Source organism: Alishewanella sp. d11, assembly GCF_049390205.1.
Classification (GTDB): Bacteria; Pseudomonadota; Gammaproteobacteria; order Enterobacterales; family Alteromonadaceae; genus Alishewanella.
The window spans coordinates 3,054,677-3,080,720 of record NZ_CP186547.1 but is presented as its reverse complement, the minus strand read 5'-3'; the positions used below and the strand labels follow the sequence as shown (position 1 = coordinate 3,080,720).

The 26,044-nt window shown below is 45.6% G+C and carries 26 protein-coding genes and 1 riboswitch; of the genes, 19 read left to right on the top strand and 7 right to left on the bottom strand.

Annotated elements, in window-relative coordinates; all coding sequences use genetic code 11:
- Position 1 precedes the first annotated feature (1 nt).
- The 3 genes from purC to dapA form a co-directional block, all read right to left on the bottom strand.
- Positions 2–718: a phosphoribosylaminoimidazolesuccinocarboxamide synthase gene (gene purC / locus ACO1PK_RS13975; protein ID WP_423186222.1), complete on the bottom strand. Its 717-nt coding sequence runs from the start codon at positions 716–718 to the stop codon at positions 2–4.
- Between the two features lie 83 nt (positions 719–801).
- Positions 802–1,869, bottom strand: coding sequence for an outer membrane protein assembly factor BamC (gene bamC, locus ACO1PK_RS13970; RefSeq protein WP_423186221.1), 1,068 nt, complete (start codon positions 1,867–1,869; stop codon positions 802–804).
- An 18-nt stretch (positions 1,870–1,887) separates the two neighbouring features.
- Positions 1,888–2,781, bottom strand: coding sequence for a 4-hydroxy-tetrahydrodipicolinate synthase (dapA, locus tag ACO1PK_RS13965; RefSeq protein WP_423186220.1), 894 nt, complete (start codon positions 2,779–2,781; stop codon positions 1,888–1,890).
- A 178-nt stretch (positions 2,782–2,959) separates the two neighbouring features.
- Here dapA and ACO1PK_RS13960 point away from each other — a divergent pair, with 178 nt between their 5' ends.
- From ACO1PK_RS13960 to ACO1PK_RS13945, 4 genes are all read left to right on the top strand, one after another.
- Complete coding sequence (locus ACO1PK_RS13960) at positions 2,960–3,481, top strand: glycine cleavage system protein R (RefSeq protein WP_423186219.1); 522 nt, start codon at positions 2,960–2,962, stop codon at positions 3,479–3,481.
- Between the two features lie 9 nt (positions 3,482–3,490).
- Positions 3,491–3,958 carry a thioredoxin-dependent thiol peroxidase gene (gene bcp, locus ACO1PK_RS13955; protein ID WP_423186218.1) on the top strand — a complete coding sequence of 156 codons (468 nt, stop codon included), beginning with the start codon at positions 3,491–3,493 and terminating at the stop codon, positions 3,956–3,958.
- 123 nt (positions 3,959–4,081) lie between these two features.
- On the top strand, positions 4,082–5,194 hold the full coding sequence (locus ACO1PK_RS13950; protein WP_423186217.1) for a PQQ-dependent sugar dehydrogenase: 1,113 nt from the start codon (positions 4,082–4,084) through the stop codon (positions 5,192–5,194).
- A gap of 1 nt (position 5,195) precedes the next feature.
- Positions 5,196–7,223 (top strand): TonB-dependent receptor family protein, encoded by a 2,028-nt coding sequence (locus ACO1PK_RS13945; protein ID WP_423186216.1) that lies wholly within the window; start codon positions 5,196–5,198, stop codon positions 7,221–7,223.
- Between the two features lie 3 nt (positions 7,224–7,226).
- On the opposite strand, the gene ACO1PK_RS13940 is transcribed toward ACO1PK_RS13945, so the two are convergent.
- Entirely contained in the window at positions 7,227–8,306 is a 1,080-nt protein-coding gene (locus tag ACO1PK_RS13940; protein ID WP_423186215.1) for an AI-2E family transporter, read from the bottom strand.
- Positions 8,307–8,540: 234 nt separating this feature from the next.
- Between ACO1PK_RS13940 and ACO1PK_RS13935 the strand changes: the two genes are divergently transcribed.
- From ACO1PK_RS13935 to ACO1PK_RS13915, 5 genes are all read left to right on the top strand, one after another.
- Entirely contained in the window at positions 8,541–9,989 is a 1,449-nt protein-coding gene (locus tag ACO1PK_RS13935) for a M48 family metalloprotease (RefSeq protein WP_423186214.1), read from the top strand.
- A gap of 17 nt (positions 9,990–10,006) precedes the next feature.
- Entirely contained in the window at positions 10,007–10,351 is a 345-nt protein-coding gene (gene arsC / locus ACO1PK_RS13930; RefSeq protein ID WP_423186213.1) for an arsenate reductase (glutaredoxin), read from the top strand.
- On the top strand, positions 10,351–10,935 hold the full coding sequence (gene wrbA, locus ACO1PK_RS13925) for an NAD(P)H:quinone oxidoreductase (RefSeq protein ID WP_423186212.1): 585 nt from the start codon (positions 10,351–10,353) through the stop codon (positions 10,933–10,935). The genes arsC and wrbA overlap by 1 nt, the downstream gene beginning before the upstream one ends.
- Complete coding sequence (locus ACO1PK_RS13920; RefSeq protein ID WP_423186211.1) at positions 10,935–11,381, top strand: DUF2069 domain-containing protein; 447 nt, start codon at positions 10,935–10,937, stop codon at positions 11,379–11,381. The genes wrbA and ACO1PK_RS13920 overlap by 1 nt, the downstream gene beginning before the upstream one ends.
- A gap of 122 nt (positions 11,382–11,503) precedes the next feature.
- Positions 11,504–12,082: an LON peptidase substrate-binding domain-containing protein gene (locus tag ACO1PK_RS13915; protein ID WP_423186210.1), complete on the top strand. Its 579-nt coding sequence runs from the start codon at positions 11,504–11,506 to the stop codon at positions 12,080–12,082.
- Positions 12,083–12,097: 15 nt separating this feature from the next.
- On the opposite strand, the gene queE is transcribed toward ACO1PK_RS13915, so the two are convergent.
- A complete protein-coding gene (gene queE, locus ACO1PK_RS13910) occupies positions 12,098–12,763 on the bottom strand; it encodes a 7-carboxy-7-deazaguanine synthase QueE (protein ID WP_423186209.1) in 666 nt (221 codons plus the stop codon).
- Between the two features lie 133 nt (positions 12,764–12,896).
- On the opposite strand from queE, the gene queC reads away from it, so the two are divergent.
- Both queC and ACO1PK_RS13900 read left to right on the top strand, forming a co-directional pair.
- Positions 12,897–13,556 (top strand): 7-cyano-7-deazaguanine synthase QueC, encoded by a 660-nt coding sequence (queC, locus tag ACO1PK_RS13905; protein ID WP_423186208.1) that lies wholly within the window; start codon positions 12,897–12,899, stop codon positions 13,554–13,556.
- Positions 13,557–13,701: 145 nt separating this feature from the next.
- Positions 13,702–14,940, top strand: a complete 1,239-nt coding sequence (locus ACO1PK_RS13900; protein ID WP_423186207.1) for a dicarboxylate/amino acid:cation symporter — start codon at positions 13,702–13,704, stop codon at positions 14,938–14,940.
- A gap of 103 nt (positions 14,941–15,043) precedes the next feature.
- Here the strand turns inward: ACO1PK_RS13900 and lysC are convergent, their stop codons facing one another.
- Both lysC and ACO1PK_RS13890 read right to left on the bottom strand, forming a co-directional pair.
- Complete coding sequence (lysC, locus tag ACO1PK_RS13895) at positions 15,044–16,393, bottom strand: lysine-sensitive aspartokinase 3 (RefSeq protein ID WP_423186206.1); 1,350 nt, start codon at positions 16,391–16,393, stop codon at positions 15,044–15,046.
- A 91-nt stretch (positions 16,394–16,484) separates the two neighbouring features.
- A riboswitch (Lysine riboswitch) is annotated at positions 16,485–16,657 on the bottom strand.
- A 113-nt stretch (positions 16,658–16,770) separates the two neighbouring features.
- Positions 16,771–17,043, bottom strand: coding sequence for a DUF3081 family protein (locus ACO1PK_RS13890; protein ID WP_423186205.1), 273 nt, complete (start codon positions 17,041–17,043; stop codon positions 16,771–16,773).
- A gap of 72 nt (positions 17,044–17,115) precedes the next feature.
- On the opposite strand from ACO1PK_RS13890, the gene ACO1PK_RS13885 reads away from it, so the two are divergent.
- From ACO1PK_RS13885 to ACO1PK_RS13850, 8 genes are all read left to right on the top strand, one after another.
- Positions 17,116–17,712, top strand: coding sequence for a hypothetical protein (locus ACO1PK_RS13885; protein ID WP_423186204.1), 597 nt, complete (start codon positions 17,116–17,118; stop codon positions 17,710–17,712).
- 95 nt (positions 17,713–17,807) lie between these two features.
- Positions 17,808–19,511 (top strand): M28 family metallopeptidase, encoded by a 1,704-nt coding sequence (locus ACO1PK_RS13880; protein ID WP_423186203.1) that lies wholly within the window; start codon positions 17,808–17,810, stop codon positions 19,509–19,511.
- A gap of 244 nt (positions 19,512–19,755) precedes the next feature.
- The gene (locus tag ACO1PK_RS13875; protein WP_423186202.1) at positions 19,756–22,398 is read left to right on the top strand and encodes an intermembrane phospholipid transport protein YdbH family protein; all 2,643 of its coding nucleotides are present in this window, start codon (positions 19,756–19,758) and stop codon (positions 22,396–22,398) included.
- Positions 22,395–22,583, top strand: a complete 189-nt coding sequence (locus tag ACO1PK_RS13870) for a YnbE family lipoprotein (RefSeq protein ID WP_423186201.1) — start codon at positions 22,395–22,397, stop codon at positions 22,581–22,583. Before ACO1PK_RS13875 ends, ACO1PK_RS13870 begins: the two co-directional genes overlap by 4 nt.
- 10 nt (positions 22,584–22,593) lie before the next feature.
- Positions 22,594–22,965 (top strand): YdbL family protein, encoded by a 372-nt coding sequence (locus ACO1PK_RS13865; RefSeq protein ID WP_423186200.1) that lies wholly within the window; start codon positions 22,594–22,596, stop codon positions 22,963–22,965.
- A 106-nt stretch (positions 22,966–23,071) separates the two neighbouring features.
- Positions 23,072–24,754, top strand: coding sequence for a carbon starvation protein A (locus ACO1PK_RS13860; RefSeq protein ID WP_423186199.1), 1,683 nt, complete (start codon positions 23,072–23,074; stop codon positions 24,752–24,754).
- The gene (locus ACO1PK_RS13855) at positions 24,751–25,023 is read left to right on the top strand and encodes a cory-CC-star protein (RefSeq protein WP_423186198.1); all 273 of its coding nucleotides are present in this window, start codon (positions 24,751–24,753) and stop codon (positions 25,021–25,023) included. Before ACO1PK_RS13860 ends, ACO1PK_RS13855 begins: the two co-directional genes overlap by 4 nt.
- The gene (locus ACO1PK_RS13850) at positions 25,014–26,024 is read left to right on the top strand and encodes an ArsA family ATPase (protein ID WP_423186197.1); all 1,011 of its coding nucleotides are present in this window, start codon (positions 25,014–25,016) and stop codon (positions 26,022–26,024) included. Before ACO1PK_RS13855 ends, ACO1PK_RS13850 begins: the two co-directional genes overlap by 10 nt.
- The last annotated feature ends 20 nt before the right edge of the window (positions 26,025–26,044 follow it).

The following is a 26,044-nucleotide window of genomic DNA, read 5'->3' as shown; positions in this document are numbered from 1 at the left end:
CTTAGCTGAGATCGACACCTAGACGTTGCGCAACTTCTTCATAAGCTTCAACAACGCCGCCTAAACCTTGGCGAAAGCGGTCTTTGTCCATTTTCTTGCGTGTTTCTTTATCCCACAGTCGGCAACCATCAGGAGAGAATTCATCACCTAACACTACCTGACCATTGAACAAACCGAATTCCAGTTTAAAGTCAACCAACAACATGCCCGCATCGGCAAAGAGCGCACTCAATACTTCATTTGCACGATATGTTAGCTGCTTCATTTCTGCTAACTGCGCTGAGGTTGCCCAGCCAAAGGACACCGCCAAGGACTCATTAACCATAGGGTCATGTAAGGCATCATTTTTTAAAAATAATTCAAAGGTTGCAGGTGTTAAAGCAGTACCTTCAGTTACCCCTAAACGCCGCACTAATGAACCTGCAGCGTAATTACGAATCACGCACTCCACCGGAATCATCTGCAACTTTTTAACTAATACCTCATCATGGCTTAATAGCTGCTGAACCTGCGTGGGAATCCCAGCTTGTTCCAGCTTTTGCATAATAAAAAAGTTAAATTTATTATTGATCATGCCTTTGCGATCAAGCTGTTCAATACGCTCGCCATCAAAAGCAGAGGTATCATTACGAAAGTGTAACACTAATAAATTTTCATCAGTCGTGTTATACACAGTTTTGGCTTTTCCACGGTACAGCTCAGTTGTCTTTTGGACCATTTTCCACTCCGAACGGCAGGCACTAAATCAGGCGCAAAGTATAATGGGCTTTGGCCTGATCGCAAATGACTTTTTACAGCAGATTATAACTCAGCGCCCGTTGCGCGGATAGCCGCAACAATTGGCTCATAAATCGCATTAACTTCCGCTGCAGATAATGGCTGACCTTCTTTGTTCAACCATAGAATTGCCGTTTTATTATTGCTTAAACGAGACAAGACGATTTGGTAATCACCATCTACTAAAGGTAATGAAACTGGTGCATCACGGAATGTAATTGTTCGCCAAAAGCCGCGCTCAGGTTTTTGGTAATTTACAAAATACGTAAACGCTGAACGATCAAAGTCAGTAACAGTTAAATGTAACTCTTCAAACAATAACTCAAGTTGTGACCAGGTAATATCAGCGGATTGACTGCTGATTAGTGCAGGGTTACCCTGCAAATCCACACCAAGTCCTAAGTTTACTTCTGCTGCTTGTGCTCGTTGTTCACGGGCAACTAAAACTTCAGCAATCGATACCTTGTTAATAACACCATTAAGTAGATTAACTTCATGCGTTTTGATATCAATTGCATTCAATTGCGCATCAGGCACAAAATATTCATGTTCTAACAAACTCACCGTCATACTTAAACTGCGACCATGCTGTCTTGGCTCAAGCACGATACTGTAACGCATCTGCTCTACTTGCTGTTCTGATTCCCAAAACCAAAAGCCTGAACTACGGCTGCGGCTGATCCAGCCAGTCTCATAACGTAAACCCGTATCATCTACTGGGGTTAAGGCGACATTTTTTGCAGAAAAAAATTGCTGCAACTGTGTCTGAATAAAAGGCTTGATGTCGCCTGTAAAATCATTACGTTCAAACCAAACTCTGGCCAGTTTTTCATCTTCCTCCATGCGGCTACTGGTAGCCGTGGCAAGTATGAGTGTAGGTGAACGGTTATCCGCGCCAACACTGGCACTTAGCGTGGCGGCCGATACGGGAGGAATATCATAAGCGGCAGGCTGGTTTGGTACCGCCATGCCTGCTGGAATACGCAGCTCAATTTGACTGATTTCGTTATTATTTGCTGGCGTTTTTTCAAATACTGCACAGCCGCTTAACAGCACACTGACAGCTACACAACCTTGGGCCCACTTTTGCACCTATACTACTCCTGCTTTTCAGTTCCGGTCCTGGTATTGAATTCCGGCTTGTTGTAATGCCTGTTCGATTATAGGCTGATGAATTGGTTCCATTTGCGTTAGCGGTAAACGCAAGAAATCGGATTGCATAAGTCCCATTCGCCATAATGCCCACTTTGTTGGAATGGGATTCGATTCGATAAATAAATCGCGATGTAACGCTTGTAAGGATTGATCTAAGTGACGGACCTTAGTGTTATCGTGGTTTGCTGCAGCCTGACAGATTGCAGCCATCGTTGCGGGTGCGACATTCGCGGTAACCGAAATTACGCCATGCCCCCCCGCTAACAAAAACTCAGCAAAACTAGCATCATCGCCACTCAATAACATGAAATCCGCGGGGCATAACGCCTGCAAATCAGTCAGACGCGCTAATGAACCAGTAGCCTCTTTAATCCCAACAATATTGGGTACTCGAGCCAGAGCGGCTACGGTAGCAGGAAGTAAATCAACGCCCGTTCTACCGGGAACATTATACAACAAGACAGGTTTATCTGTAGCCGCAGCAACGGCGGTAAAATGCGCCAACATGCCTTTTTGTGTTGGTTTGTTGTAATAAGGCGTGACAGTTAAATATCCCGCAATAGGCAAATCAGCAAAATATGCTGTTTTGGCAATCGCCTCGCTGGTTGCCATAGCGCCATTACCGGCGATAACAGGTATTTTACCCGCAACTTGCTCACAGACAGCCTTAATAACAGCGTGCTGTTCTGTCAGGGTCAGGGTGGCGGCTTCGCCCGTCGTGCCCATAATGACTAAACCGTCGCTACCTTCGGCTAAATGAAAGGCGACTAACTGTTGCAAACTCGCAAAATCGACCTGACCATCGGCGGTCATGGGGGTCACCAGGGCAACGATACTCCCTCTGAACATGTTACTACGGCTCCACAGATTCACGTTAAGGATGCCTATGTTAAAGACAGCCGAGGTTAAACACAAGAACGCTTTGCCGCTGATTATGCTGCAGCTGTCCAGATGACAATCAAATTTTGTATGTTAAACTGCCGCCAACTTATTATTTTGCGGCCTTTAACCAACAATAAGGACCACCATGCCCCAACAACTTGTCGTCACCGCTATTGGGCCTGATCGCACTGGTATAGTGAGTAAACTTGCCAGGTTAGTCACTGAATGTAACTGTAATATCATCGATAGCCGGATGGCTATTTTTGGCAGTGAATTTACGTTTATTATGTTACTTGCTGGAGATTTACCTGCTATTAGCCGTATTGAGTATTTACTCCCTGCGCTGGGTTTAGAACTTGATCTAACCACCATGAGTAAACGTACCAGTGCACAACCTCGGACACAAGTTGTCGCGCATTATGTTTTGGATTACTCGGGTCCTGATAAAGTCGGTACCCTTGGTGCTATTACCGGACTACTGGCAAGTCACAATATTTATATCGGCTCTTTGCAATCAGAAACTAGTCAGCAGCTAGACGGGGTAAAAATGCATACCCAGATGACGCTAGAGTTACCCGAGGGCATTAACGCAAATGATATTGAATCTGAGTTACATACCTTGATGCATCAACTTGGTCTTCAAGGACGCTTCCAAGCGCAAATTTAAGGAACAAACATGAATACACTAGTAGCGGGTCAGCAAGCACCTGATTTTACGTTAACCGACCAACATCAAAAACCCGTTCAACTCAGCGAGTATCTGGCTAAGCAGCGCGTTTTGGTGTATTTCTATCCCAAAGCGATGACACCAGGCTGTACCGTGCAAGCTTGTGGTTTACGCGATACCCATGCCGAGTTTGCTGCTAAAAATGTCCATGTTATGGGCATCAGCACTGATAGTTCAAAACGGCTAGCCAAATTTGCCGAACGTGATCAACTTAATTTCACGCTCCTGTCCGATGAGGACCATAAAGTCGCTGAAGCCTTTGGCGTGTGGGGTCTAAAAAAGTTTATGGGTAAAGAATACGACGGTATTCATCGGCTCAGTTTCTTAATTAACCAAGACGGTACTATTGCCAAAGTTTTTGATACTTTTAAAACAAAAGACCATCATCAAGTTGTACTAGATTTTTTAAACAGTTGAAATTCACCTTGTATTGCAGGCGTTTGAACCAAAACGTCTGCAATAACGATTTTCTAACTGTTAGCATCTTTCCCCACCCTACTTCCATTAGTCAGTACAGGTTACTACCGCAGGAGTAATTTTATGAAAAACGCTTTTACAGTGTCTTTGCTAAGTGCCAGCTTACTATTTACCAGCGCCCTCTATGCACAAACAATCAACAGCGAGAAAGCCAGTTTAACCCTAGAGCAAGTGACAAAAGGATTAGAACATCCTTGGGGGTTGGCGTTTTTACCCGACGGTAGAATGCTGGTGACGGAACGCGCGGGTAAACTGCGTTATGTGAATACTGATGGCACGCTCAGCGCACCACTTCAAGGCTTACCCGAGATCGTCGTCAATGGTCAAGGCGGTTTATTTGATGTACTACTTCACCCCAACTTTGCCGAAAATAAGCAAATATATCTTAGTTATAATGAACCTGGCGAAAACGGCAGCAGCACAGCAGTCGCGCTGGCAACACTGAACGGTGATAAGTTAGACAATATTCAAGTAATTTTCAGTGCCAACCCCAAATTTAGTAGTCGCCATCACTTTGGTGGCCGCTTGGTGATTCAAGATAATAAGTATCTGTTTATCACTTTAGGCGATCGCGGTCAGCGTCGTGATGATGCCCAAACGTTGGATAATCATCATGGTAAAGTCATTCGGCTGTATTTGGATGGTAGTATTCCGCAAGATAACCCTTATCGGCAAGATCCCGCAGTATTAGATGACATCTGGTCCTACGGCCATCGTAATATCCAAGGCGCAACTTTACACCCAACCAGTGGCGAACTCTGGACGCATGAGCATGGCCCGCAAGGTGGTGATGAAATTAATATTACCCGTGCCACCCTTAACTATGGTTGGCCAGTGATTACCTACGGTGAAGAATATGGCGGCGGTAAAATCGGCCAAACCGAAAAGGACGGTATGGAACAACCTTTACATAAATGGACTCCCTCTATAGCCCCCAGTGGTATGACATTTTACTTAGACGACGCGATTCCTGGCTGGAACAATAGCCTGTTAGTGGGGTCGCTGCGTTTTGGACAATTAGTCAGAATGGAGCTAGAAGGTGATAACATTCGCCATGAAGAGCGAATTATGATCGGCCAACGTATTAGAGATGTGCGCCAAGGACCTGATGGCGCAGTATATCTGCTAACCGACCAAGCTGATGGGCAAATTTTACGCCTCAAAGCGGCGAACTAAGATGAATAAATGGCTTTATCCGCTTTCAGCAGTCAGCGTAGTATTGACTGCCAATGCCACGGCGCAACAGGCTGCTGTAGATTCAGAGGTTGAGGTTATTGTTGTCACCGCTAACCAACAACAGCAAAATTGGCTCAATACGGCAGCTAGCGCCAGCATCAGACAGCTCCCTAACGCAACCTTACTGATTGACAGCGGTCAAATGTTAAGGGGCATTCCGGGCTTGCAAGTAGACAGCCGTGCTAACTTTGCCCAAGATACTCGTTTAAGTATCCGCGGTTTTGGCAGCCGCAGTGCCTTTGGTGTCAGGGGTATTTTTTTACAGCAAGATGGTATTCCGATCAGCGCCCCTGATGGCCAAGGCCAACTGTCTAGTATTCTGCTAGACAGTGTCAGCCAGATTGAAGTGCTAAGTGGGCCGCTGGCAGTGCTTTATGGTAATGGTGCTGGAGGTGTGATTAGCCTCAGTACTCGAGAGCAAGAGCCTGACAGTGTAGGCGGTAGCCTTGCAGTGAGTGATATTCAACAACAGTATCAGCTTAGACTTAATCAGCAACATGAGCAGCATAGCTGGCAACTGGCAGCTAAGCATTTCGAAACTGAAGGCTTTCGCGCTCATGGCGCGGCTAGAAAGCAGCAAATACAAGCAGGCTGGCAACAACTGTTATCGGATCAGCTTACACTGAAACTAAAACTCGATTGGTCTGACGATCCTCGTTTGCAAGATCCGTTAAGCCTAACGCTGGCGCAGTGGCAAACCGATCCAAACCAAACAGCTGCCCAAGCAGAGCGCTTTGATACCACTAAAACTACTGCACAACGCCAGTTAAGTGCCACCTTACAACATAGCGGTGTTGCACCTTGGCAACTTGCGGTTTGGCAAGGACAACGTGAGGTTATGCAGCGTCTAGCCTTTACTGGGGAAGCGATAACCTCTGCTGGCGGCGACATTGCGCTTGAGCGTGACTTCCTTGGCATCAACACCCACCGGCAGTGGCAGCTCACTGATCAGCTTAGTACGGTAATAGGGGGCGCTTGGGTACAAAGCGAGGACCAGCGTCAGGGTTATGTTAATTTGTTTGGGCAGCGTGGCGATTTGCGCCGTGACGAAATCAATAAAGCGGAAAACCGTGATCTTTATTGGCGTTTTAATTTTCAGCCCACAGCAAAATTAACCCTTGATGGCGGCCTGCGTTACAGCGAATTACATTATCAAATCAATGATAACTTTATTCGAGACGGTAATCCTGACGATAGTGGAAGTAAAAACTTCTATCAACATGCTGCAGCGCTTGGCTTAAATTATCAATTTGCGGCAAACTGGTCTTGGTTTATTAGCTCTGGACTGGGCTTTGAAGCACCGACACTTGCCGAATTAGCCTATAAAACTGAAGGTACTGGGTTAAATCTCGATCTTAGCGCTAGCCAAAACCGGCAATGGGAAACAGGTTTAAAATACCAAGTCCCTGCCCTGACAGCAAGTTTAAGCGTGTTCAGTATTCGAAGTAATGATGAGCTATTGGTCGCCAGCAGCAATAATGGTCGTACCAGCTTTCGTAATGCCGGTAACACTGCACGCGAGGGTTTTGAGTTGTTCTTGGCTCAGCAGCTAAACCCGCAGTTTAGCCATACGCTGAGCTTGACCTTACTAGATGCTCGCTTTCAGTCGGCAGAACTTGCAGGTAATCGCTTACCAGGTGTAGCAAAAACAGATGCGTATTGGCAACTGACATTTCAGCCACGTTTAAGTTTACCTCTATATCTTGAGTGGCAAACGCTTTATCGAGGGCGTATTGCAACTACCGATAACAATAACGAGTTTGCCCCTTCAGCAATCAGTTTTGCCGCAGCAGTATCGGCTAAACAGCAAGTGAATGGGTTACAACTTAATTATTGGCTAAGGTTAGATAATGTAGCTGACCGAAACAATGTTGGTGCAGTTGTGGTTAATCAAGCTAATCGCAGATCGCTGGAGCCAGCACCAGGCCGTCAACTGAGTGCAGGCCTGAGCTTGAACTACCTTTGGTAGCAATTAAGTTCGCGGTTCAACCTGGTTTGCTGCATACAAACGAGCAGACCAGGCACTCGCAGTGGCTTTGACCAAGGAAGCCAAAGGTATCGCAAAGAAAATACCCCAGAAACCAAACAGGCCGCCAAAGAACAATACCGCAATTATGATATACACCGGATTGAGATCGACCACTTCAGAGAATAACAACGGCACTAACACGTTGCCATCTAGAGCCTGAATAATGCCATAAGCCAGCATGAGGTAACCAAGCTCTGCTGAAAATCCCCACTGAAACAAGCCAACTAAAGCCACCGGTAAAGTGACAACAGCGGCGCCAATATAAGGAATTAGTACTGATAACCCAACTAAGATGCCCAATAACAACGCATAATTAAGACCGAATAATGAAAACACCACATAACTAACCACACCCACAATAAGGATTTCCAGCATTTTACCGCGGATATAATTCATGATTTGCACATTCATTTCATGCCAAACCTGAGAGATAAGCTGGCGTTCAGTGGGTAAGAATTGCACAAGACCGCTAGTCAGTTGCTGCTTATCCTTTAACATGAAAAAGACCATCACTGGCACTAAAACTAAGTAAATTAGCAGGGCTACCATATCTACAATAGAGCCAAAAGACAGCGACAACATATCCCGACCAAATGCCATGACTCGTTCATCAACATTGTTCATCATCATTAAAATTTGTTCTTCTCGAACCATACCGGGGAGTAACTCTGGCAACTCTAAAAGATAGGTTCGGCCTAACTCGATCATTTGCGGTAAGTCACGCAATAGGTTGCGGCCTTGATACCAAGCCAAAGGCACTACCCACATCAAAACCAGTATTAAGATCCCCATAAAGCCCAGTACAACCAATGTAGTACTCAGCGAACGCCCCATCCCAACGCGACATAAACGTGACACTGGCCACTCTAGTAAGTAAGCAAAGGCGATAGACACTAAGACCGGCGCTAACATGCCACTTAACCAGTAAAGACCAAAAAATCCCATGAGCAGCAGAACAAAAAGAGCCACCACTTGAGGATCTGAAAACTTATTGGTATACCAATTTCTAAACCAGTTATACATGTATCATCTCATTGACGAATAAATAGAGTAGCAGTATACCAAGAACAAGAGAAAAGTAACCTGTCACTATATGACAAGCCTATGAATATGATAGATTAGCCATAACATCACTGAGCTTTATTACTGAGCAGTGTCCATCGATATTCCACTGAATCAGTGAACTTATCACATTAAAAGCAGACAAATAGAGTGAATTAGCGCTCTTAACCGCAGCATGAAACAGGTCAGCCGTTTATGATACGTCTTGCAGTAAAATCCACTCTTCTTTTAAGCCTGCTAACTTGGTGTCTGCAGCTAACACCGGCAAAGGCGCTGAATAACCTGCCGGATATTGGCGGCAATGCTTTTTCAACCTTAACACCGGAAAAAGAAAAACAACTTGGCGATGTGATGATGCGACAAACCAGAGGGAGTTTACCTATGGTTTACGATCCTCTGCTAGACGAATACATTAATGCGCTAGGAAATCGATTAGTCGCTCGCGCGAATGATGTGAAATTTCCGTTTAAATTTTATTGGGTTAACAACAAACAAATCAACGCCTTTGCAACGCTAGGAGGCAACATCGCCTCTCATACCGGAACCTTAGCGATAGCAGATAGTGAAAGCGAATTTGCCTCTGTTATTGCGCATGAAATCGCTCACGTGACGCAAAGACATATTGCCCGTTTTGTTGAAGCACAAAACCAGCGCGCGCCACTGACTATTGCCAGTTTATTGGGGGCGATTGTGTTAGCAACGGTCAACCCGGAAGCCGGTATGGCTGCGATGATGGCATCACAAGGCGCAGCTCAACAAAGCGCCATAAACTTTACTCGCAGTAATGAACAAGAGGCGGATCGTATTGGCATGCATATCTTGGCAGAAGCGGGTTTTGATCCCAATGCAGTTCCCGTGTTCTTTTCCAAACTGAGTGAGCAAAGCCGTTTTGTGAATCAGCAGTTAGCTTTTTTGCGAACACACCCCTTATCGCAGGCAAGGGTGAGTGATACGAGACTTAGAGCACAGCAATACCCACAGCGTTTTGTCCCGGATAGCCAAGATTTTACCTTAAGTAGAGCTCGGGTGTTAGCTCGTTATCAGTATACTACTAAAGATGCCCTGATCATTTTTAAAAAGAAACTGGGCGAGCCAGGCGGAAACACCAGAGCCAATCGTTATGGCTTGGCAATTGCCTTGTTAGATGATAAGCAGTACGACAGCGCTTTAAAGTACATTGTAGACTTATACGAGCAAGATCCTCATAACTTGTTTTACCTTGATGTCTACACTGACATTCTGATTGGCCAACAACAGTATCAAACTGCACTGGATATGTTGCAACAAGCGTATTTATTAAGGCCAAATAACCAAGTCGTTACGCTGAACTATGCCAATGTGGCTATAAAATCAGGAAGTTATGGACTTGCAGTGCATCTACTTCGTAACCTACTGTTTCATAAAGACGATAATATTCTAGCTTATGATTTGCTATCTGAAGCCTATAAATTACAAGAAGATTTTGCCAAATACTACGAAGCACGCTCGGATTTATTCTATCAACTGGCTAACTATCCTAAAGCTATCGATGATCTCAATGAAGCTTTAAACCATCTTGGTTCAGAAGCACGGCTGGAAACTCGCCGGATTGAAGCCAAAAAGCGCCAGCTACAAGCTGAGTTCGATAGATTAAAACGCATGTGAAAATTGAAGGATACCTGATGATTACGCTTTATCATAACCCCCGCTGCTCGAAAAGCCGTGATGCTTTGGCATTACTGGAGCAACACGGCAAACCCTTTCAGGTGATTGAATACTTGAAAACGCCGTTAGACGAGACAGCAATCCGAGACTTACTGCTAAAACTGAGGTTAACCGCCAGAGATGTTATTAGAAATAAAGAAACTGAATACCAAGACCTACAGCTGAATAATCCGAACTTGACGGAATCGCAGTTGATCGCCGCCATTGCTGGTCATCCTCGTTTACTAGAGCGCCCTATTGTTATAAAAGATGACAAAGCGGCTATTGGCCGACCACTTGATAACATAATAGCGATACTCTAATGACCTGTACTATCCTGATCTTGTATTATTCGCGACATGGCTCTGTCGCCGCTCTAGCAGAAAAAATTGCCAGTGGTGTGCAACAAGCTGGGGCAGAAGCCAAAATCCGCTGTATCGCCGATTTCAATCAGCGTACGAGTCCTCGACACCCTATTGCCGAGTTAGCTGAACTGCGTGATTGTGATGGACTGGCCTTTGGCAGTCCGGTGCGCTTTGGCAATATGGCAGCAGAAGCAAAAGCCTTTTGGGATAACACCACCAGTTGCTGGTTAAAGGGCGAGTTAATTAACAAAGCTGCAGGCGTGTTTACCTCCTCAGGAAGCTTACATGGCGGTAACGAAGCCAACTTGCTGAGTATGATGTTACCCTTATTGCATCATGGCATGATGATAATGGGCATCCCCTACAGCGAGCCGGAATTGCATAAAACACAAAGCGGTGGCACGCCTTATGGCCCTAGCCATGTCAGTGGGATGACGGGAGAGTCTCAACTATCGGTAGAAGAACAACGACTCGCACTGGCTTTTGGCAAACGCTTAGCACAATTAAGTATGGCATTAAAAACGCAAGGATTTTCAACCTAATGACAACAACAAATACCGCGCCGATGTCGGCAGAAACCGCCCGTTTCTTACTCATAGGGCGACTTGGCTTTTGGGGGCTATGGTTACTTATTCCCATTTGGCATATTTGGTTGGCCCCTGCTACGTATGGGGCAGATCAACAATTACAAACCAGCACGCTAAGTACCCTAATCTTACTCTGGCTTCCTTTGTGGCTACCTATGTGGGGAATTATTAAGGGACATGCCTACACCATCGCTTGGGCTAATTTTGTAGTGATGATCTACTTTTTACACAGCTTAACCAACCTATGGGTTGCAGAGGGTCTGTACTTCTGGCTATCGGTTTTGGAATTAGTGTTAGCCTGCTTAATGTTTTATGGTTGCACCTACTATGCTCGAAATCGCGGCAAAGAACTGGGATTAAAAATTCCTAAACTCAAGGATGATCCGGTACGAAAAAGCTAAACCGATACTCCACATGCTGAAGATTGTATTTTTAACAAAAGGATGTTTTTAAAAACAGTTTAATCTGCATGCAAGCTTACCGCGTATTAGTTAATAAGTGCATTATCTGATACGCGGCAATTATGAACGAACAATTAGCGCTCTTCCCACTCAGTAGTTTTTTATTACCCCGAGGCAAACTTAAGCTGCGCGTTTTTGAACCGCGCTACATCCGCTTGGTGAAAGAAGCAATGAGCGATAAGCGTAGTTTCGCTATGGCAACTCTTAACCCTTTTGTCAGTCAAGAGCATCCAGATCGTATCTTGCCTTTAGTTTGTAAAGTACAAATTGAAGATTTTGAAGCACTACCTGATGGTTTACTTGGGATCACGCTACGTGGTGTAGCGCGTTATCAAATTATCGAGCGCTGGCAAGAAACCGATAAATTACACGTTGCTGAGGTCACGCCACTCGCAGATTGGACTGTCTCGCCGGTTGCTAACGAACTCAAACCGCTAGCCATCTCCTTTGCGCGATTACTGCAGGAGTATCCGCAACTCGCGGAGCTATATCCCGATCCCGAGCTTTCCGATGCAGCTTGGTTAGCCGGACGTTGGCTGGAGTTATTACCCATGCAGCCCAACTTAAAAATCTCGATGGCAGCTACCGATCCTGAAGTCTGTTTACAGCAATTAAGCCAATGGTTAGACCATAATGCTTAACCACTGCTAATAATGCTACTCAATCCCTAAGTATTTATGAACCTGCACACTTAGCCGCCAATTACGCTCAATGCACGTAGCTATCGCCAACTCAGTCGCACGCTTTTGCTGACTTATTGGTTGCAAATACACTAGCTTATTGGTGGTAGCAGTTTGCTCCAGTAATGTCAGCAATTCATCTACATGTTTTTGCATCGCCACCGGATGTTTAATTTCGTTGGCGCGTTGCATCGCACTACTAAGTACAGCATAGCCACCGGCCATATTAATTTTCGGTGAAACCGTAACCCAACTTGCTGCCGGCACTCGCACTTCAAAGGTTCCACTGGTTTCAATTTGGGTACTGTAGCCTTGTTGGTGCAAAGCCTCGCATAATGGCACTAAATCGTACATACAAGGCTCACCACCGGTAATCACCACATGCTTAGCTTGATACGCTCGCTCGGAAAATACCTGTAACAAGGCAGCAGGTGTAATCTCAGCCCAATAATCGGTATCCGCTTTTTTTGCTAAAACCTCTGGCATACTGACCTGCAACTGCGGATCGATTAGCCAAGTGTGTTTGGTATCACACCAGGCACACCCTACCGGGCAGCCTTGTAACCGCACAAAAATGGAAGGCATGCCGGTAAAGCTGCCCTCGCCCTGAATCGTTTGAAAAACTTCGTTAACCTTATACACCCGCTTTACTGTTCCTTTTTACCATGCAATTTAGCCACATAACGGCTATTTTAGCCTGACTAGTGCGTTAACAGGGCTTTTACCCTATAATACGCGGCCAAATTTTTAGGCATTATACAAGAGAGTGTGGCTTATGACGCAAAAAGTTGTGGTTATTTATTCCGGTGGTATGGACTCGTTTACCGTACTCCATAATGCCATACGGGCGGGCCACGAAGTCTATGCCCTATCTTTTAACTATGGGCAGCGCCATGTGAAAGAGCTGCTGTGTGCAGAGCAGGTCTGTCGAGAATTAGGGATAAACCATAAAATTGTTGATATTTCAGCCATCAATCAGTTAATTGGTGGCTCATCACTGACCAGTGATATCGAGGTACCAGAGGGCCATTATGCCGCAGATAATATGAAGTCGACTGTGGTGCCAAACCGCAATATGATTTTATTATCCTTAGCCGTAGGCTATGCCGATTCATTGGGCGCGCGTTCAGTCTACTATGGTGCCCATTCTGGTGATCATTTTATCTATCCAGATTGTCGGCCAGAATTCGTGCAAAAAATGAATGATGTTTGTCAAATCGCCAATTACGAGCCAGTTGATATTGTCAGCCCGTATTTGGCGCAAACCAAAATTGAAATCTTACGCGACGGCTTAGCCATGGGCCTGGATTACAGCAAAACCTGGACCTGCTACAACGGCCGTGAAAAAGCCTGCGGTAAATGCGGCTCCTGCCAAGAACGGTTAGAAGCCTTTGCCTTAAATAATACCGTGGATCCACTCAGTTATGAAGCTTAATTGCTTTTATGCTTTTCGCAGCGATTTAACTTAAAATTACGTTAAACCAAAGCAAAGTGCATAACATAGAACAAAACGGCCTTGTGATGGCCGTTTTTCGTTTTATACTGTCACACTTTGTGACACTTAGGTAAAAGGCTGATTTATGTTAAAGTTTTGGTTTGCAATTCCTTTTTGGCAGCGCGTATTAGGTGCTTTGCTGCTGGGGGTCACCGCGGGTGTGGTGCTTGGCGAGCAAGCAACAGCCTTAAAACCTTTAGGCACCTTATTTATTAATGCCATTCGCATGTTGGTTGTGCCGTTAGTCTTTTTTTCCTTGATCACCAGTATTACCTCCTTGGCCGATAATCATAAAATGCAACGGCTAGCTTTTAAAACGGTCGCCTTATTTTTAATAACGGCCTTTATCGCCAGCCTGATTGGCTTAACCGTGGGCAGCTTAATGAATTGGGGCGAAAGCTTACAATTAGTGGCAACCGAAGTACGTGAACGCACTATTCCGCCAGTAGCAGATGTGTTAACAGGGCTGATTCCAACTAACCCGATCGCGGCCCTTGCCGAGGGTAAGGTATTACAAATTATTTTATTTGCGGCTTTGGTCGGTATTGCCATGAATGCGATCGGTGAAAAAGCCGATCCCATGAAAAAGGTAGTGCAATCCGGCGCCGATATTATGTATCAAATTACTCGGATGGTTTTGGAACTCACGCCTATCGGTGTCTTTGGCTTAATGGCCTGGGTGGTGGGCAGTTTTGGTTTGGCGACACTGTTGCCCTTAGCTAAATTTATTGGCGCTATTTACCTAGCCTGCCTGATTCACATTTTGGTTGTGTACGGCGGCTTAGTAAAACTCTTTGGTAACTTTAGCTATAAAGGCTTTTTTAAAGCTGTATTACCTGCGCAATTAGTGGCTTACAGCAGCGCCAGTAGCTATGGCACTTTACCGGTCACCTTTAAAGTGGCAACAGAAGATCTTAACGTCTCGAAAAGCTATGCTAGCTTTGTGCTGCCGCTGGGCGCAACCATCAATATGGATGGCTGTGGTGGTATTTTTCCGGCGATAGCGGCCATTTTTATCGCACATATTTATGGTATTCCGTTAGATACGCTTGATTATTTGTTAATTGCCATTACAGCAACGATTGCCTCGGTTGGCACGGCGGGGGTTCCTGGCACTGCCATGGTGATGTTAACTGTGACCTTAAGTGTTGTTGGTTTACCGATTGAGGGTATTGCCTTTATTGCGGCCGTAGATCGCATTGTCGATATGATGCGCACTGCAACCAATGTTACCGGCGATTTAATGGTAGCAAGGGTTATCGGCAATCAGGAAAATGTCTTAGAGGTTGCTTCACAAACCTCGCCAACTAGCTCAGCAAGCTAAAAACTGTAGTTAATAGTCTAGAAATCTCAACGTTATTGCAAAAAGCCCGTTATTCCAATAACGGGCTTTTTCTTGTTTCCGCTGTATTCAAGGCTGTGATGGTTTAAGCCTTAAATAAACTCTGGTGCAACTGCTTCACTACCGAGGGACCATCAACATCTTGCACTAAGAAACATAAGTTATGTTTAGACGCGCCATGGCAAATCAGCCGCATATTAATGCGCTCTAAGGCGTGAAACAACTCACCGGCAATACCTTTACTACTATGTAAATGGTTGCCAATTACTGCCACTAAGCTTAAGCCCTGCTCAACTGAAACTTCGCAAAAGGTTTTCAGCTCATCTAATGCGGGTTCAATATTGGTGCTAAAAGCACTAGTCATACCGCCTTGATCCAAGGTTAACGCCACACTGATTTCTGACGTGGTGACCAAATCTACTGAAATTTGATGCCGACTTAAAGTATCAAATACCCGTGTTAAAAACCCAGCCGCATGCAGCATTGCTGGGCTTTTCACAGTAATCAAGGTCTGAGATTTACGCAGTGCAATTGCACGATATGGTGGCCGCTCTTCAACTTGCTTAGCAATCCAAGTTCCACCTGCTTCAGGCTCACGGCTAGAACCAACAAACACCGCAATATTTTGCCGCATTGCCGGTAATAAGGTAGCTGGGTGCAGCACTTTGGCACCAAAGGTGGCCATTTCAGCGGCTTCATCAAAGCTAATTTCACGAATGCAGCGTGCATCACTGGTTAAACGCGGATCGGTTGTAAAAATACCGACGACATCGGTCCAAATTTGGACCGTAGCGGCTTTTAACGCTTCCGCCAGTAATGCTGCACTGTAGTCTGAACCGCCACGACCTAAGGTAGTCGTTTGCTCAGAATCATCAGCACCAATAAAGCCTTGTGTAACAATACGATAATCGGATAACAACGGCGCAAGATGAACTTCACTCAATTGCGCAATCTGCTGGATCTGAGGTTCGGCCTTGCCAAAGCGGCCATCGGTACGCATCACGCGACGGATATCAAAACATAAGGCCTGCGCTTCACGTTCTACCAAGACCTGCGCAAACAGTACTGAACTTAAACGCTCGCCAAAAGACTGGATTAAATCTTTATGCGCACTGCTATACACTGCCCCACCGTTCTCAATCAAGGCTCTTAATTCACCTAATAACAACTGAATAGGCTCAGCTACCGCGTGGGGCTGCTGTAAACGGTTTAGCACTTTAAGTGTAATAGCTTCAATACCCGAGAAGGCATCGTAGCGCTGAGTTACGTCGGTAGTTTGCGTAATATCAACCAACAGGTTAGTGACACCTGAACTGGCGCTCACCACGACTACACGGATATTTTCGTCGGCGAGTATAATATCGGCACAGCGTGACATGGCATCAAAGTCTGCCACGCTAGTACCACCAAATTTTGCAATAATAAGTTTGGACACGGAGTCTCTCCTTAACAGATTAGATAAGCAGAGCATGGCATTTGCTAACACGCAAAACGAGAATAGAAACAGACCGTTGCTGTAAGTAACAAAGGCCAGAAGCTCTCCACCGGTTTAAAGGTGACAGTCCTAGGGATTCAGCCCTAGCAACCGGGTGCACAACCACTATTAGTTGCTTACCCTCGGCGCTAAACCCCCTCTTCTATGCTACGAGTAATAGTGCTCTGACATAGAATACCTGGCTAGCGCGCCTCTTCTGGTCTATCGAATACGATTGACGGCGTGCACTTTAACGCGTTCTGAGTTAAATTGCAAATGGCCTTTTAGCCATCTAAACGTAAAGATGCGCTTTTATTTTAAACGCGTCAAGCGAAGTTTTAAGAATATTGCTTTTGAATAAACTTCAACCGCTCTAAAAACGCATCCATTTGTTGTTCCTCTTTAGCATCAGCATGCCATTTATTATGAAAACCCAAGGTAAGTTGCACCACCCCATCGGAAAAATACACTTCGTAGCCATCGAATCCTTGACTGACCGTTAAGCCCTCAAGTTCATAGCCCAAACCGTTTAAGGTACTGACTTCTTTCCCGTACTTTTCAATTTTGCTATATAAACTGAGTAAAAACTTACCATCAATTTCATTTTGCATAACTAACTCCGCCTCATTATTTGAACCTAGTACGCTTTATCGGTATAGTTTGTTCGAAAATAGGAGTAAAAAATGCGAAAAACTGTACTTGTTACCGCTTTACTTAGCGCTTTTGCGGTAAATGCGCAAATCGTTCAACCCGCCCCTTTGGTTTCCATTCCTACACATGATTCTTTTTTTGCACAGCTAAAAGCCTTATGCGGTAAAGCCTTTTCCGGCAAACTAGCTATAGATAATCCGGTATCGGGTGGTTTTGAAGGCGATCTTATAATGCATGTGCGTCGCTGTACAGAAACTGAATTACAAATCCCTTTTCATGTGGCAGATGATCATTCGCGTACTTGGATAATTACTAAAACCGGCTCAGGTTTATCGTTAAAACATGATCACCGCAATAAAGATGGCTCGCATGATGCACAAACTATGTATGGTGGGCATACCGTAGATGCTGGTTGGCCTAATGTACAATCGTTCCCAGCTGATCAATATTCAAAAGAATTATTCGCTGCACGTGGTATACCACAATCTATTGGCAATACTTGGCAAATGTTTATTTATCCAGACACATTTAGCTACAGAATGGTGCGTGAAGGCCGCGAATTTCGCGTTGATTTTGATTTAACTAAGCCTATTAGTTTACCGCCTGTACCATGGGGCTATAGCGATTAAAGCGTTTGCCTCCTGCTTTGACTTTGGTAGCGCAGTCAAACAAAGCTTAGCTACCCGTTTAGTTTTACCAAAAATAAAAAAACCAAGGAACATCGATGAAAAAACATTTTATGCAAGCTTCGCTTTGGCTAAGTCTTGCCACAGCAGTTACGCTAACTGCTTGCGGTAAACCCGCGGAGCATCAGCCTTCGACGGAACAAGCAGATACCGCAGCCCCTGCCACTTTAGTCGATACCGAGTTTAATCCCAGGTTAGCCGAATATATTAAAACCTTGTCAGATGATAAATTTCAAGGCCGCGCGCCAGCAACGAAGGGTGAAGAACTAACGGTTGCCTATCTTGAAGATAACTTTCGGCGTATCGGCCTAAAAGGTATTGACGGTGATAGCTATAAACAACCCGTGGCGCTAGTACAAATCGATCCCAAGCAAGTGTCAGCTATGACCTTAACTGGCGGCACAGAGCAACTGCCTAAGTCATTAACCTATCGTGACGATATGATTGCATGGACAACTCAAGTGGTTGATGCCGTTGAAGTAAACGAAAGCGAAATGGTATTCGTTGGCTACGGCATTGTGGCACCAGAATATAACTGGAATGACTACGCTGGATTAGATGTAAAAGGTAAGACGGTGGTGATGTTTGTTAATGACCCTGGCTATGCCACCCAAAATCCAGAACTCTTTAATGGTAACGCCATGACCTATTACGGTCGTTGGACTTACAAATTTGAAGAAGCTGCCCGTCAAGGTGCCGCTATGGCGTTAATTATCCATGAAACTGCCCCTGCCAGTTATGGCTGGGGGGTGGTTGCTCATGGCTCTCCGGTTAAATTTGACCTGATTAAAGAAAACAAAAATATGGACCGCGCTAAAGTAGAAGGCTGGGTTACTGCAGAAACGGCAGAAAAACTCTTTGCCAATATCGGTACAGACATTGAAACCTTACGTGCTCAGGCTTTAGCAGGCGATTTCAAGCCAGTACCTTTAAATGTTAAGGCCTCTGTCAGTATTAACAATAACTTACGCGAGCTGAATTCAAGCAATGTGGTGGGCTACATCGAAGGCAGCAAGTATCCAGATGAATACATCGTCTACATGGCGCACTGGGACCACTTAGGCATGGATTTTTCTAACCCAACGAACAAGGTCTTCAATGGCGCCCAAGATAACGCCAGCGGTACCGGTGCCGTTATTGCCCTCGCTGAGTACTTTAAGCAACAACCACAACCTGAGCGTTCAGTAGTTTTTATCTTAGTTACTGCTGAAGAACGTGGCTTATTAGGCTCTGCTTGGTATGCCGAAAATCCGGTTTTCCCATTAGAGAAAACCGTTGCCGCCATCAATATGGACGTGATGAACGTCTATGGTCCAATGAAAGATATGGTGGTGGTTGGCTTAGGTAATACCGATCTGGAAGAAGTGTTAGTCAAGCACACCGAGCAGCAAGGCCGCTATGTCATAAAGGAACCGAATCCTGAAGCCGGTATTGCCTATCGCTCTGATCACTTTAGTTTATCGAAAAAAGGCGTACCTATTCTTTATGCTAAGGGCGGTAACGATCATTACCAACTCGGTGCCGAATGGGGTGCAGCACAGCGTGCAGAATATAACAGTTGCTGTTATCACAAAGTTGGAGACCAATGGAACGACAACTGGGATCTGCGCGGAGCACAACAAGATTTGTTCCTATACTTCCGTGTAGGTAATGAATTGGCTAATAGCCGTGTTTGGCCAAATTGGTACCAAGGCAATGAATTCCGTGCTATTCGTGATGCTTCTGCCGAACAACGAAACTAAAATTAATGAGTTGTTAGTAAGACCTAAAACCAACGCTGACGGAGTATCGGCGTTGGTTGCGGCCTCCCTCTTCATCCAAGTTAATCTGGGTAATAATTCAGACTCAATTCAGCTAAGGTAAACCACACTTAACCCCAACTGCAAACTAACGGTACAAACGCAAACTAACGGTGCAAACGCCAATTACCTGTTATAGTGGCAAGCACACAGCAGGTGGACAATAGTGAGTATCAGCAAGGGAACTATGATGCGTCGGTTAATTAAAGCGCTACTGCTCATTTTGCTCAGTTTCAGCCTGATCTTGATGGCGGCTTGGTTTTATGGGCAGTCACAGCTAAAACGTGCTGGCATAAGTCACTGGTCAGTACAACTACACTCGCTTTCTTGGCAACAACTGACACTGGATAAACTCCAATTTACCCTTACGCAACCTGACTTTCAGCTTGACGTCTATCTAACATCCCTTGCAGTTAACTGGACTTGGCAAGGCCTGTTGCGGTTACAGCCAGAGCAAATTGTGCTGCAAAAGGCTGATCTAAGGCTCAATAACACCCGATCCGTCACCGACACGCCTAATACAGCGCTAAGTATCCCCGTCAGTTGGCAATTACCTAGTTGGCTTGCTCCAAAGCTTAGATTTGCTGAAGTTAACTTGACGCTACCCTGTGCTGAGTTAAGCTGTCAATTCCACGCCGAGGCAGAATTAACGGCCAGCAGCGCAGAACAATGGCGAGCAAAAGCGGTATTAAGCAGTACACAACACCCACTTCAGCTTGCTGTAGATGTTGACGTTGAACAATCCTCTGGCGTGCAGGCTTTACAAGCCACCTTGCAGCTAGAACAACAACTCGCGTTAAGTTTAAAACATCAAGTTGTACAACAGCAGGCGAATACCAGCTTTGTTTTGGCTGTATCGCCGCCTTCTGCAGCACTCTTAGCCTTATTAGCCGATTTTCAATTAACATTACCAGCGGCCTGGTTAGCGCAATTTCAACAACCGTTGCAACTGTATGCTGTAGCGGACTGGACCGTCCCCACTGCTGCGCAAACAAAGGGTTTAATGCCGCTGAATATCAGCGATGCCAAATTGCAGTTACTGGCGCGCGCGCAAGATCCCTTTATCATTCCCGGTCTAGGTTGGTTACAAGGTGACATCAGCTCAGAATTGACTCTACAAAACGCAGTCGTCACCCAGTGGCAATTCGCTGCGGATCTGGCGCTTTCAGATTATGTGAGCAGCCTGCCTGAGCTTAGCGAACCCTATGCTCAGCTTTTTGCAGCGCCTCTAGCACCGCTTAAAATCCGAATGCAAAGCGTGCAACAGCCAATCTCGCAGCAGCCTAGCGCTGAGCTCACAACCGATGCACAAAAGGTGCAAAAAAGCTGGGATCAATTACAGGCGTTACTCTTTAACGTTCAGATAAATTCAGCGGCACCTTTAGTGCTCGAATTACATGGCGAAGGGCAACTTAAGCTACAGCCCGACCTAAGCTTAACATTACAGCACGCCGACATGCAGCTAGATGTTGAGCAACTTAAAAGTCGCAGTACCGGATTAACACTCAAGCAGGTTAGCTTGCAAAGCCAATTCAGCGGCTTTTGGCAAGCAAACCAATGGCAATTAACATTGGCTGATCGCACACAGATCAGTGCATTTTTGCAGCAAGCTGCAACAGAGGCTAACGTCCAACTGCAACTGAATGATACCCACTTTGCTCAAACAGCCAACCAGCCAATTACGCTTCATAGCAATCCAAAGCTTGCCATCAAGGCACTGCAACAGCCCACGCTTTACACGCAAGATTGGCAGTGGCAAGCAGAGCTAACAGGACCTCTACCGCAGTTGGCATTAACCGGCGAGCTTAGTAATACGCGCGGTATTGTCATTCCGCACCAGATACAATGGCAAGCCTTGGATCAGTTTATCCTTAACTGGCAACTGGCCGATATTTTTTTACTGGCTGGGAATCCGCTACAAGATACCTTGCAATTATGGCCAGAACTACTCGCGGTTAATCGCGGCCGTTTCTCTGCCGCTGGCCAACTAAGCTATCAGTCAGAGCAACTTACCGCCAACGCAATGCTGCAGGTGCGCGAACTGGCTGGCCTGTTTGACCGTACCTTGTTTGCTGGCTTAAGCAGCCAGATCAATGTGAGTTTGCAAAATGCCGAGCTCAAGTTTGTCGTGCCAACACTGCAACTAAACGAACTGAATCATGGCCTGCAACTGGGTCCGCTACAACTGAGCGCCAACTATACTGCACCTTGGCAGCAACTTAGCAAAGGCAAACTGCAGCTAGAAGAGATGCGCCTGCGTTTTATGCAAGGCGAACTGGTTGTCGCGCCGCAACTACTCGATTTAAGCGAAGCGGAGCACAAGGTGTTGCTGCAGGTTAATCAGGTCGATTTAACCGAGTTGTTGCGCCAGCATCCCACTACGGATCTGAGTGCCAAAGGTAAAATCAGCGGCCAGATCCCGCTAGTTATAAAAAATAATCAATTCAATATTGTACAAGGCAACTTAGCGGCTGAGCAGCCCGGTGGTCAGCTAAACTATCGGCCAGCCTCGGCTGCAACAGGCCAGACAAATCCGAATATGCAACTGGTGTTTGACGCTTTAGCCGATTTTCATTTTAGTGTACTTAGTGCAGATATCAGTTACAGCGCGGAAGGAAAATTGCTGCTCGCTATACAGTTACAAGGGGCCAACCCCGCGGTGCAACAGGGCCGTGCGATTCACTTAAATGTGAATCTAGAAGAGGATTTACCTGCCATGCTCGCCAGCTTACAACTGACAAACAAACTGAACGATACCCTGACTAAACGAGTCCAACAACATATCCAACGCCAACAAGCAGCGAAAGCCGCTGCGGGAGAAAAACCATGAAAAAAACCGCGCTAGTCGCGCTTAGCCTAGCCTTTTCGCTTAGCGCTTGTGCGCCAAAAGTGGAAGTTGCTCTAGCGAATGAGCCAATCAATATCAACTTAAATGTAAAAATCCAACACGAAATTTTTATCCGGGTGGATAAACAATTAGATGAATTATTTAGCGACGCCAGTGGCCTATTTTAAGGAATAAACCATGACTAGATTACGCAATGTTATTAAAAGCACAGCTTTAAAAAGTCTCTGGTTAAGTGTCGTATTTGCCATCAGCTTACCGGCATTTGCCATGACTTTACAGCAAGCAATGACCGCACTACCCAGCGCAAAAACTGAAGGCATGGTGGGTGAACAGCCAAATGGCTATCTCGGTATTGTACAAAACACCCCGCAAGCCGAAAATATTGCCAGATTGATTAACGAAGCTCGTCGTGCTGAATACGCGCGTTTAGCCAAAGAAAATAACATCGCCGTCACCGATGTCGAAGCCATGGCAGGACAAAAAGCAATAGCGCGCACGCAACGTGGCCACTATATTTTGCTGGATGGCAAATGGCTACAAAAACGTTAACAACCATTACTTGAGGAACCAAAACAGCATTCGACTTTAGTCGCATATAGGGTAATAACGCTATACTGTAAGATGTTAGGCTATTTATACCTGAGGAAGCACTAGCATGAATGCTGTTTTTCTAATGTTAATGGGCCTTGGTGCTATGGCACTGGGTTACTTCGTTTATTCTAAGTTTATCTGTGAAAAAATTTTTAAAGTCGATCCGCATTTTCGCACGCCCGCTCATGAGATGCAGGATGGCGTCGATTATGTCCCCACCAACAAATATATCCTCTGGGGTCACCATTTTACGTCTGTAGCAGGGGCAGCACCCATTATTGGCCCTGCTATCGCGGTAATTTGGGGTTGGGTACCGGCGTTTCTTTGGGTGGTATTTGGTACTATTTTCTTTGCTGGTGTGCATGATGCTGGCGCCATTTGGGCCAGTAGCCGCAATAAAGCAAAATCTATCGGTGCACTAACCGGTGATATTGTTGGTAACCGTGCCCGTAGTATTTTTATGATTGTTATATTCTTGGTTTTGTTAATGGTAAACGCAGTGTTTGCCGTTGTCATTGCGGGTCAGCTCATAAACTTCCCAAGTGCCACCATCCCCGTTTGGGGTGCCATTGTAGTAGCCTTGATCATTGGCCAACTGATTTACCGTAAAATGATAGGTTTGTTATTGGTCACGGTGATTGGCGTAGTGGCGCTATATGCCATGATTTATGTCGGTCCCATGCTGCCACTGGCTCTGCCCGCGGAAACCGCTATCGGCTTAAGCGATCGCCAAACCTGGATCGTTTTATTATTTGTCTATGCCGCTATCGCCTCGTTATTACCCGTATGGGCATTGTTACAACCTCGAGACTATATTAACGGTATTCAGCTCTTTATCGGCTTGGGTTTATTGTATGGCGCCGTGTTATTCGCTATGCCTGATGTGGTGGCACCGGCGTTTAATACAGATGTTCCTGAAGGTACGCCTTCGCTAATTCCGCTGCTGTTTGTCACTATTGCTTGTGGCGCCATTTCCGGTTTCCATGGTTTAGTATCTAGCGGCACTACATCTAAACAACTGGATAAAGAACCCGATGTGCGCTTTGTTGGCTATTTCGGTGCCATTGGTGAAGGCTCTTTAGCCCTTGCGGCGATTATCGCTGCCACTGCAGGTTTTGCCACACTGGCGGATTGGCAAGCGATTTATCATAGCTTTGGGCAAGGTAGTGTCGGCGCCTTTATCCGTGGTGGTGCGAACATTTTACAAGATGGCATTGGTTTAAATGCCGTATTATCACAAACCTTACTCACCGTCATGGTGGTGCTATTTGCAGGTACTACCATGGATACTGGCTTACGGTTGCAACGCTATATTTTCCAAGAGTGGGGCAGTATTTATAATATCGGGTGGATGCAAAAAGCCGCACCCGCTACGCTTTTAGCAGTAGGCTCATGTTTAATGCTAGCTTTTGGTGCTGGCAGTGGTGGCGACGGCGGTATGCTGATTTGGCCTTTATTTGGTACCACCAATCAGTTATTGGCCGGTTTAACCTTATTGGTGATTACCGTTATGCTAGTCAAACTTGGCCGCCCTATGTGGTATACCCTAGCGCCATTACTGTTTTTGTTAACCATGACGACGCTTGGTTTGTTAATTCAGTTAAAAAGCTTTTATGATAAAGGTGATTGGTTCTTGTTTACACTAGATATCATTATTTTGATTGCCGCTGTACTGGTTATCTTAGAATCTGGCTCAGCGTTAACCAAACAAATCAAAGCTAATAAGACTGCTGCTAACAAAGCATGAAAATAGACGCGATTAAGGCCTGGTTTCGCCAGGCCAATTTTTACGTTGAAGAAGTTTACAATGCGCCTTATCGCTCTGCTATAGCGAGGGCGCAACGTGAGCAAGATGATCTCTTTATGCTACTCATCTTTTCAGAAATGATGGGCGTACCCAATCCAGCCAGCTACTATACGCTAGAGCTACAACCGCTGTTATTGGAGCGTTTTCACGATTGGCACCAGCGGATGGGCATGGCGCACTCGCCTTTGGATAATATTAAATGCTGTTAACGGATAAACGTGTTGTGCTAATTGGAGGCAAAGGTGGAGTGGGCAAAACCACCGTATCAGCTGCTTTAGCCGTATTAGCTACAAAGCGCAATAAGAAGGTCTTACTAGTATCTACAGATCCGGCGCATAGCTTAGCGGATGCCTTTGGCCAAACCACCATTGGCGACAAAATCACTCGTTTAGCCCCCAATTTGGATGTACTGGAATTAGACCCCGATCAGGAAGTTGAACAGCATCTAGCCAGAGTGACAGCTCAGTTAAAGCGCTACACTCGGCCAGAAATGTTTAGCGAAATAGAGCGTCAAATGCGCTTAACTCGGCAATCCCCAGGTGCACAAGAAGCCGCACTACTTGAGCGTATTGCCCAAACCATTGAACTTGGCCTAGCAGAATACGACTTAGTGATCTTTGATACCGCACCAACCGGTCATACCCTGCGTTTATTAAGCCTACCCGAAGCTATGGCAGCATGGACCCAAGGTTTACTGAATGCCAACAAACGCTCTGCTAAGCTTGGTGAAGTGTTGGGGCATTTAACGCCCAAAGCAGGTAGAGATATTACGAACCCCCTTGGCGATCCTGCTGAACACGCCACAGATGGCATGGATGAACGAAACAAAGCACTCACTGAAACCTTGCTCAAGCGCCAACGCTTATTAACCCGCACGCGTGAATTACTGCTTGATCATGAAAAAACGGCATTATTGTTTGTGCTCACGCCAGAAAAGCTCCCCATCCTAGAGACTGGGCGGGCCGTAACAACCTTATTAGCCGAAAAGTTACCGCTTGCTGGCTTAGTGGTCAACCGCATCTTACCCGATACAGCTGATGGCAGCTTCTTAGCACAACGCCGACAGCAAGAGAAAATACACTTAGCGCAAATTGCCCATGATTTTAAAAATTTGACGCAATTTAATATTCCGCTGCAAGCAACAGATATTCAAGGCATGTTGGCATTAACGCACTTTGCCGGTTTACTCGATCTTGCAGGAATTAAATAGTAGGCTCGAATAAACTACCG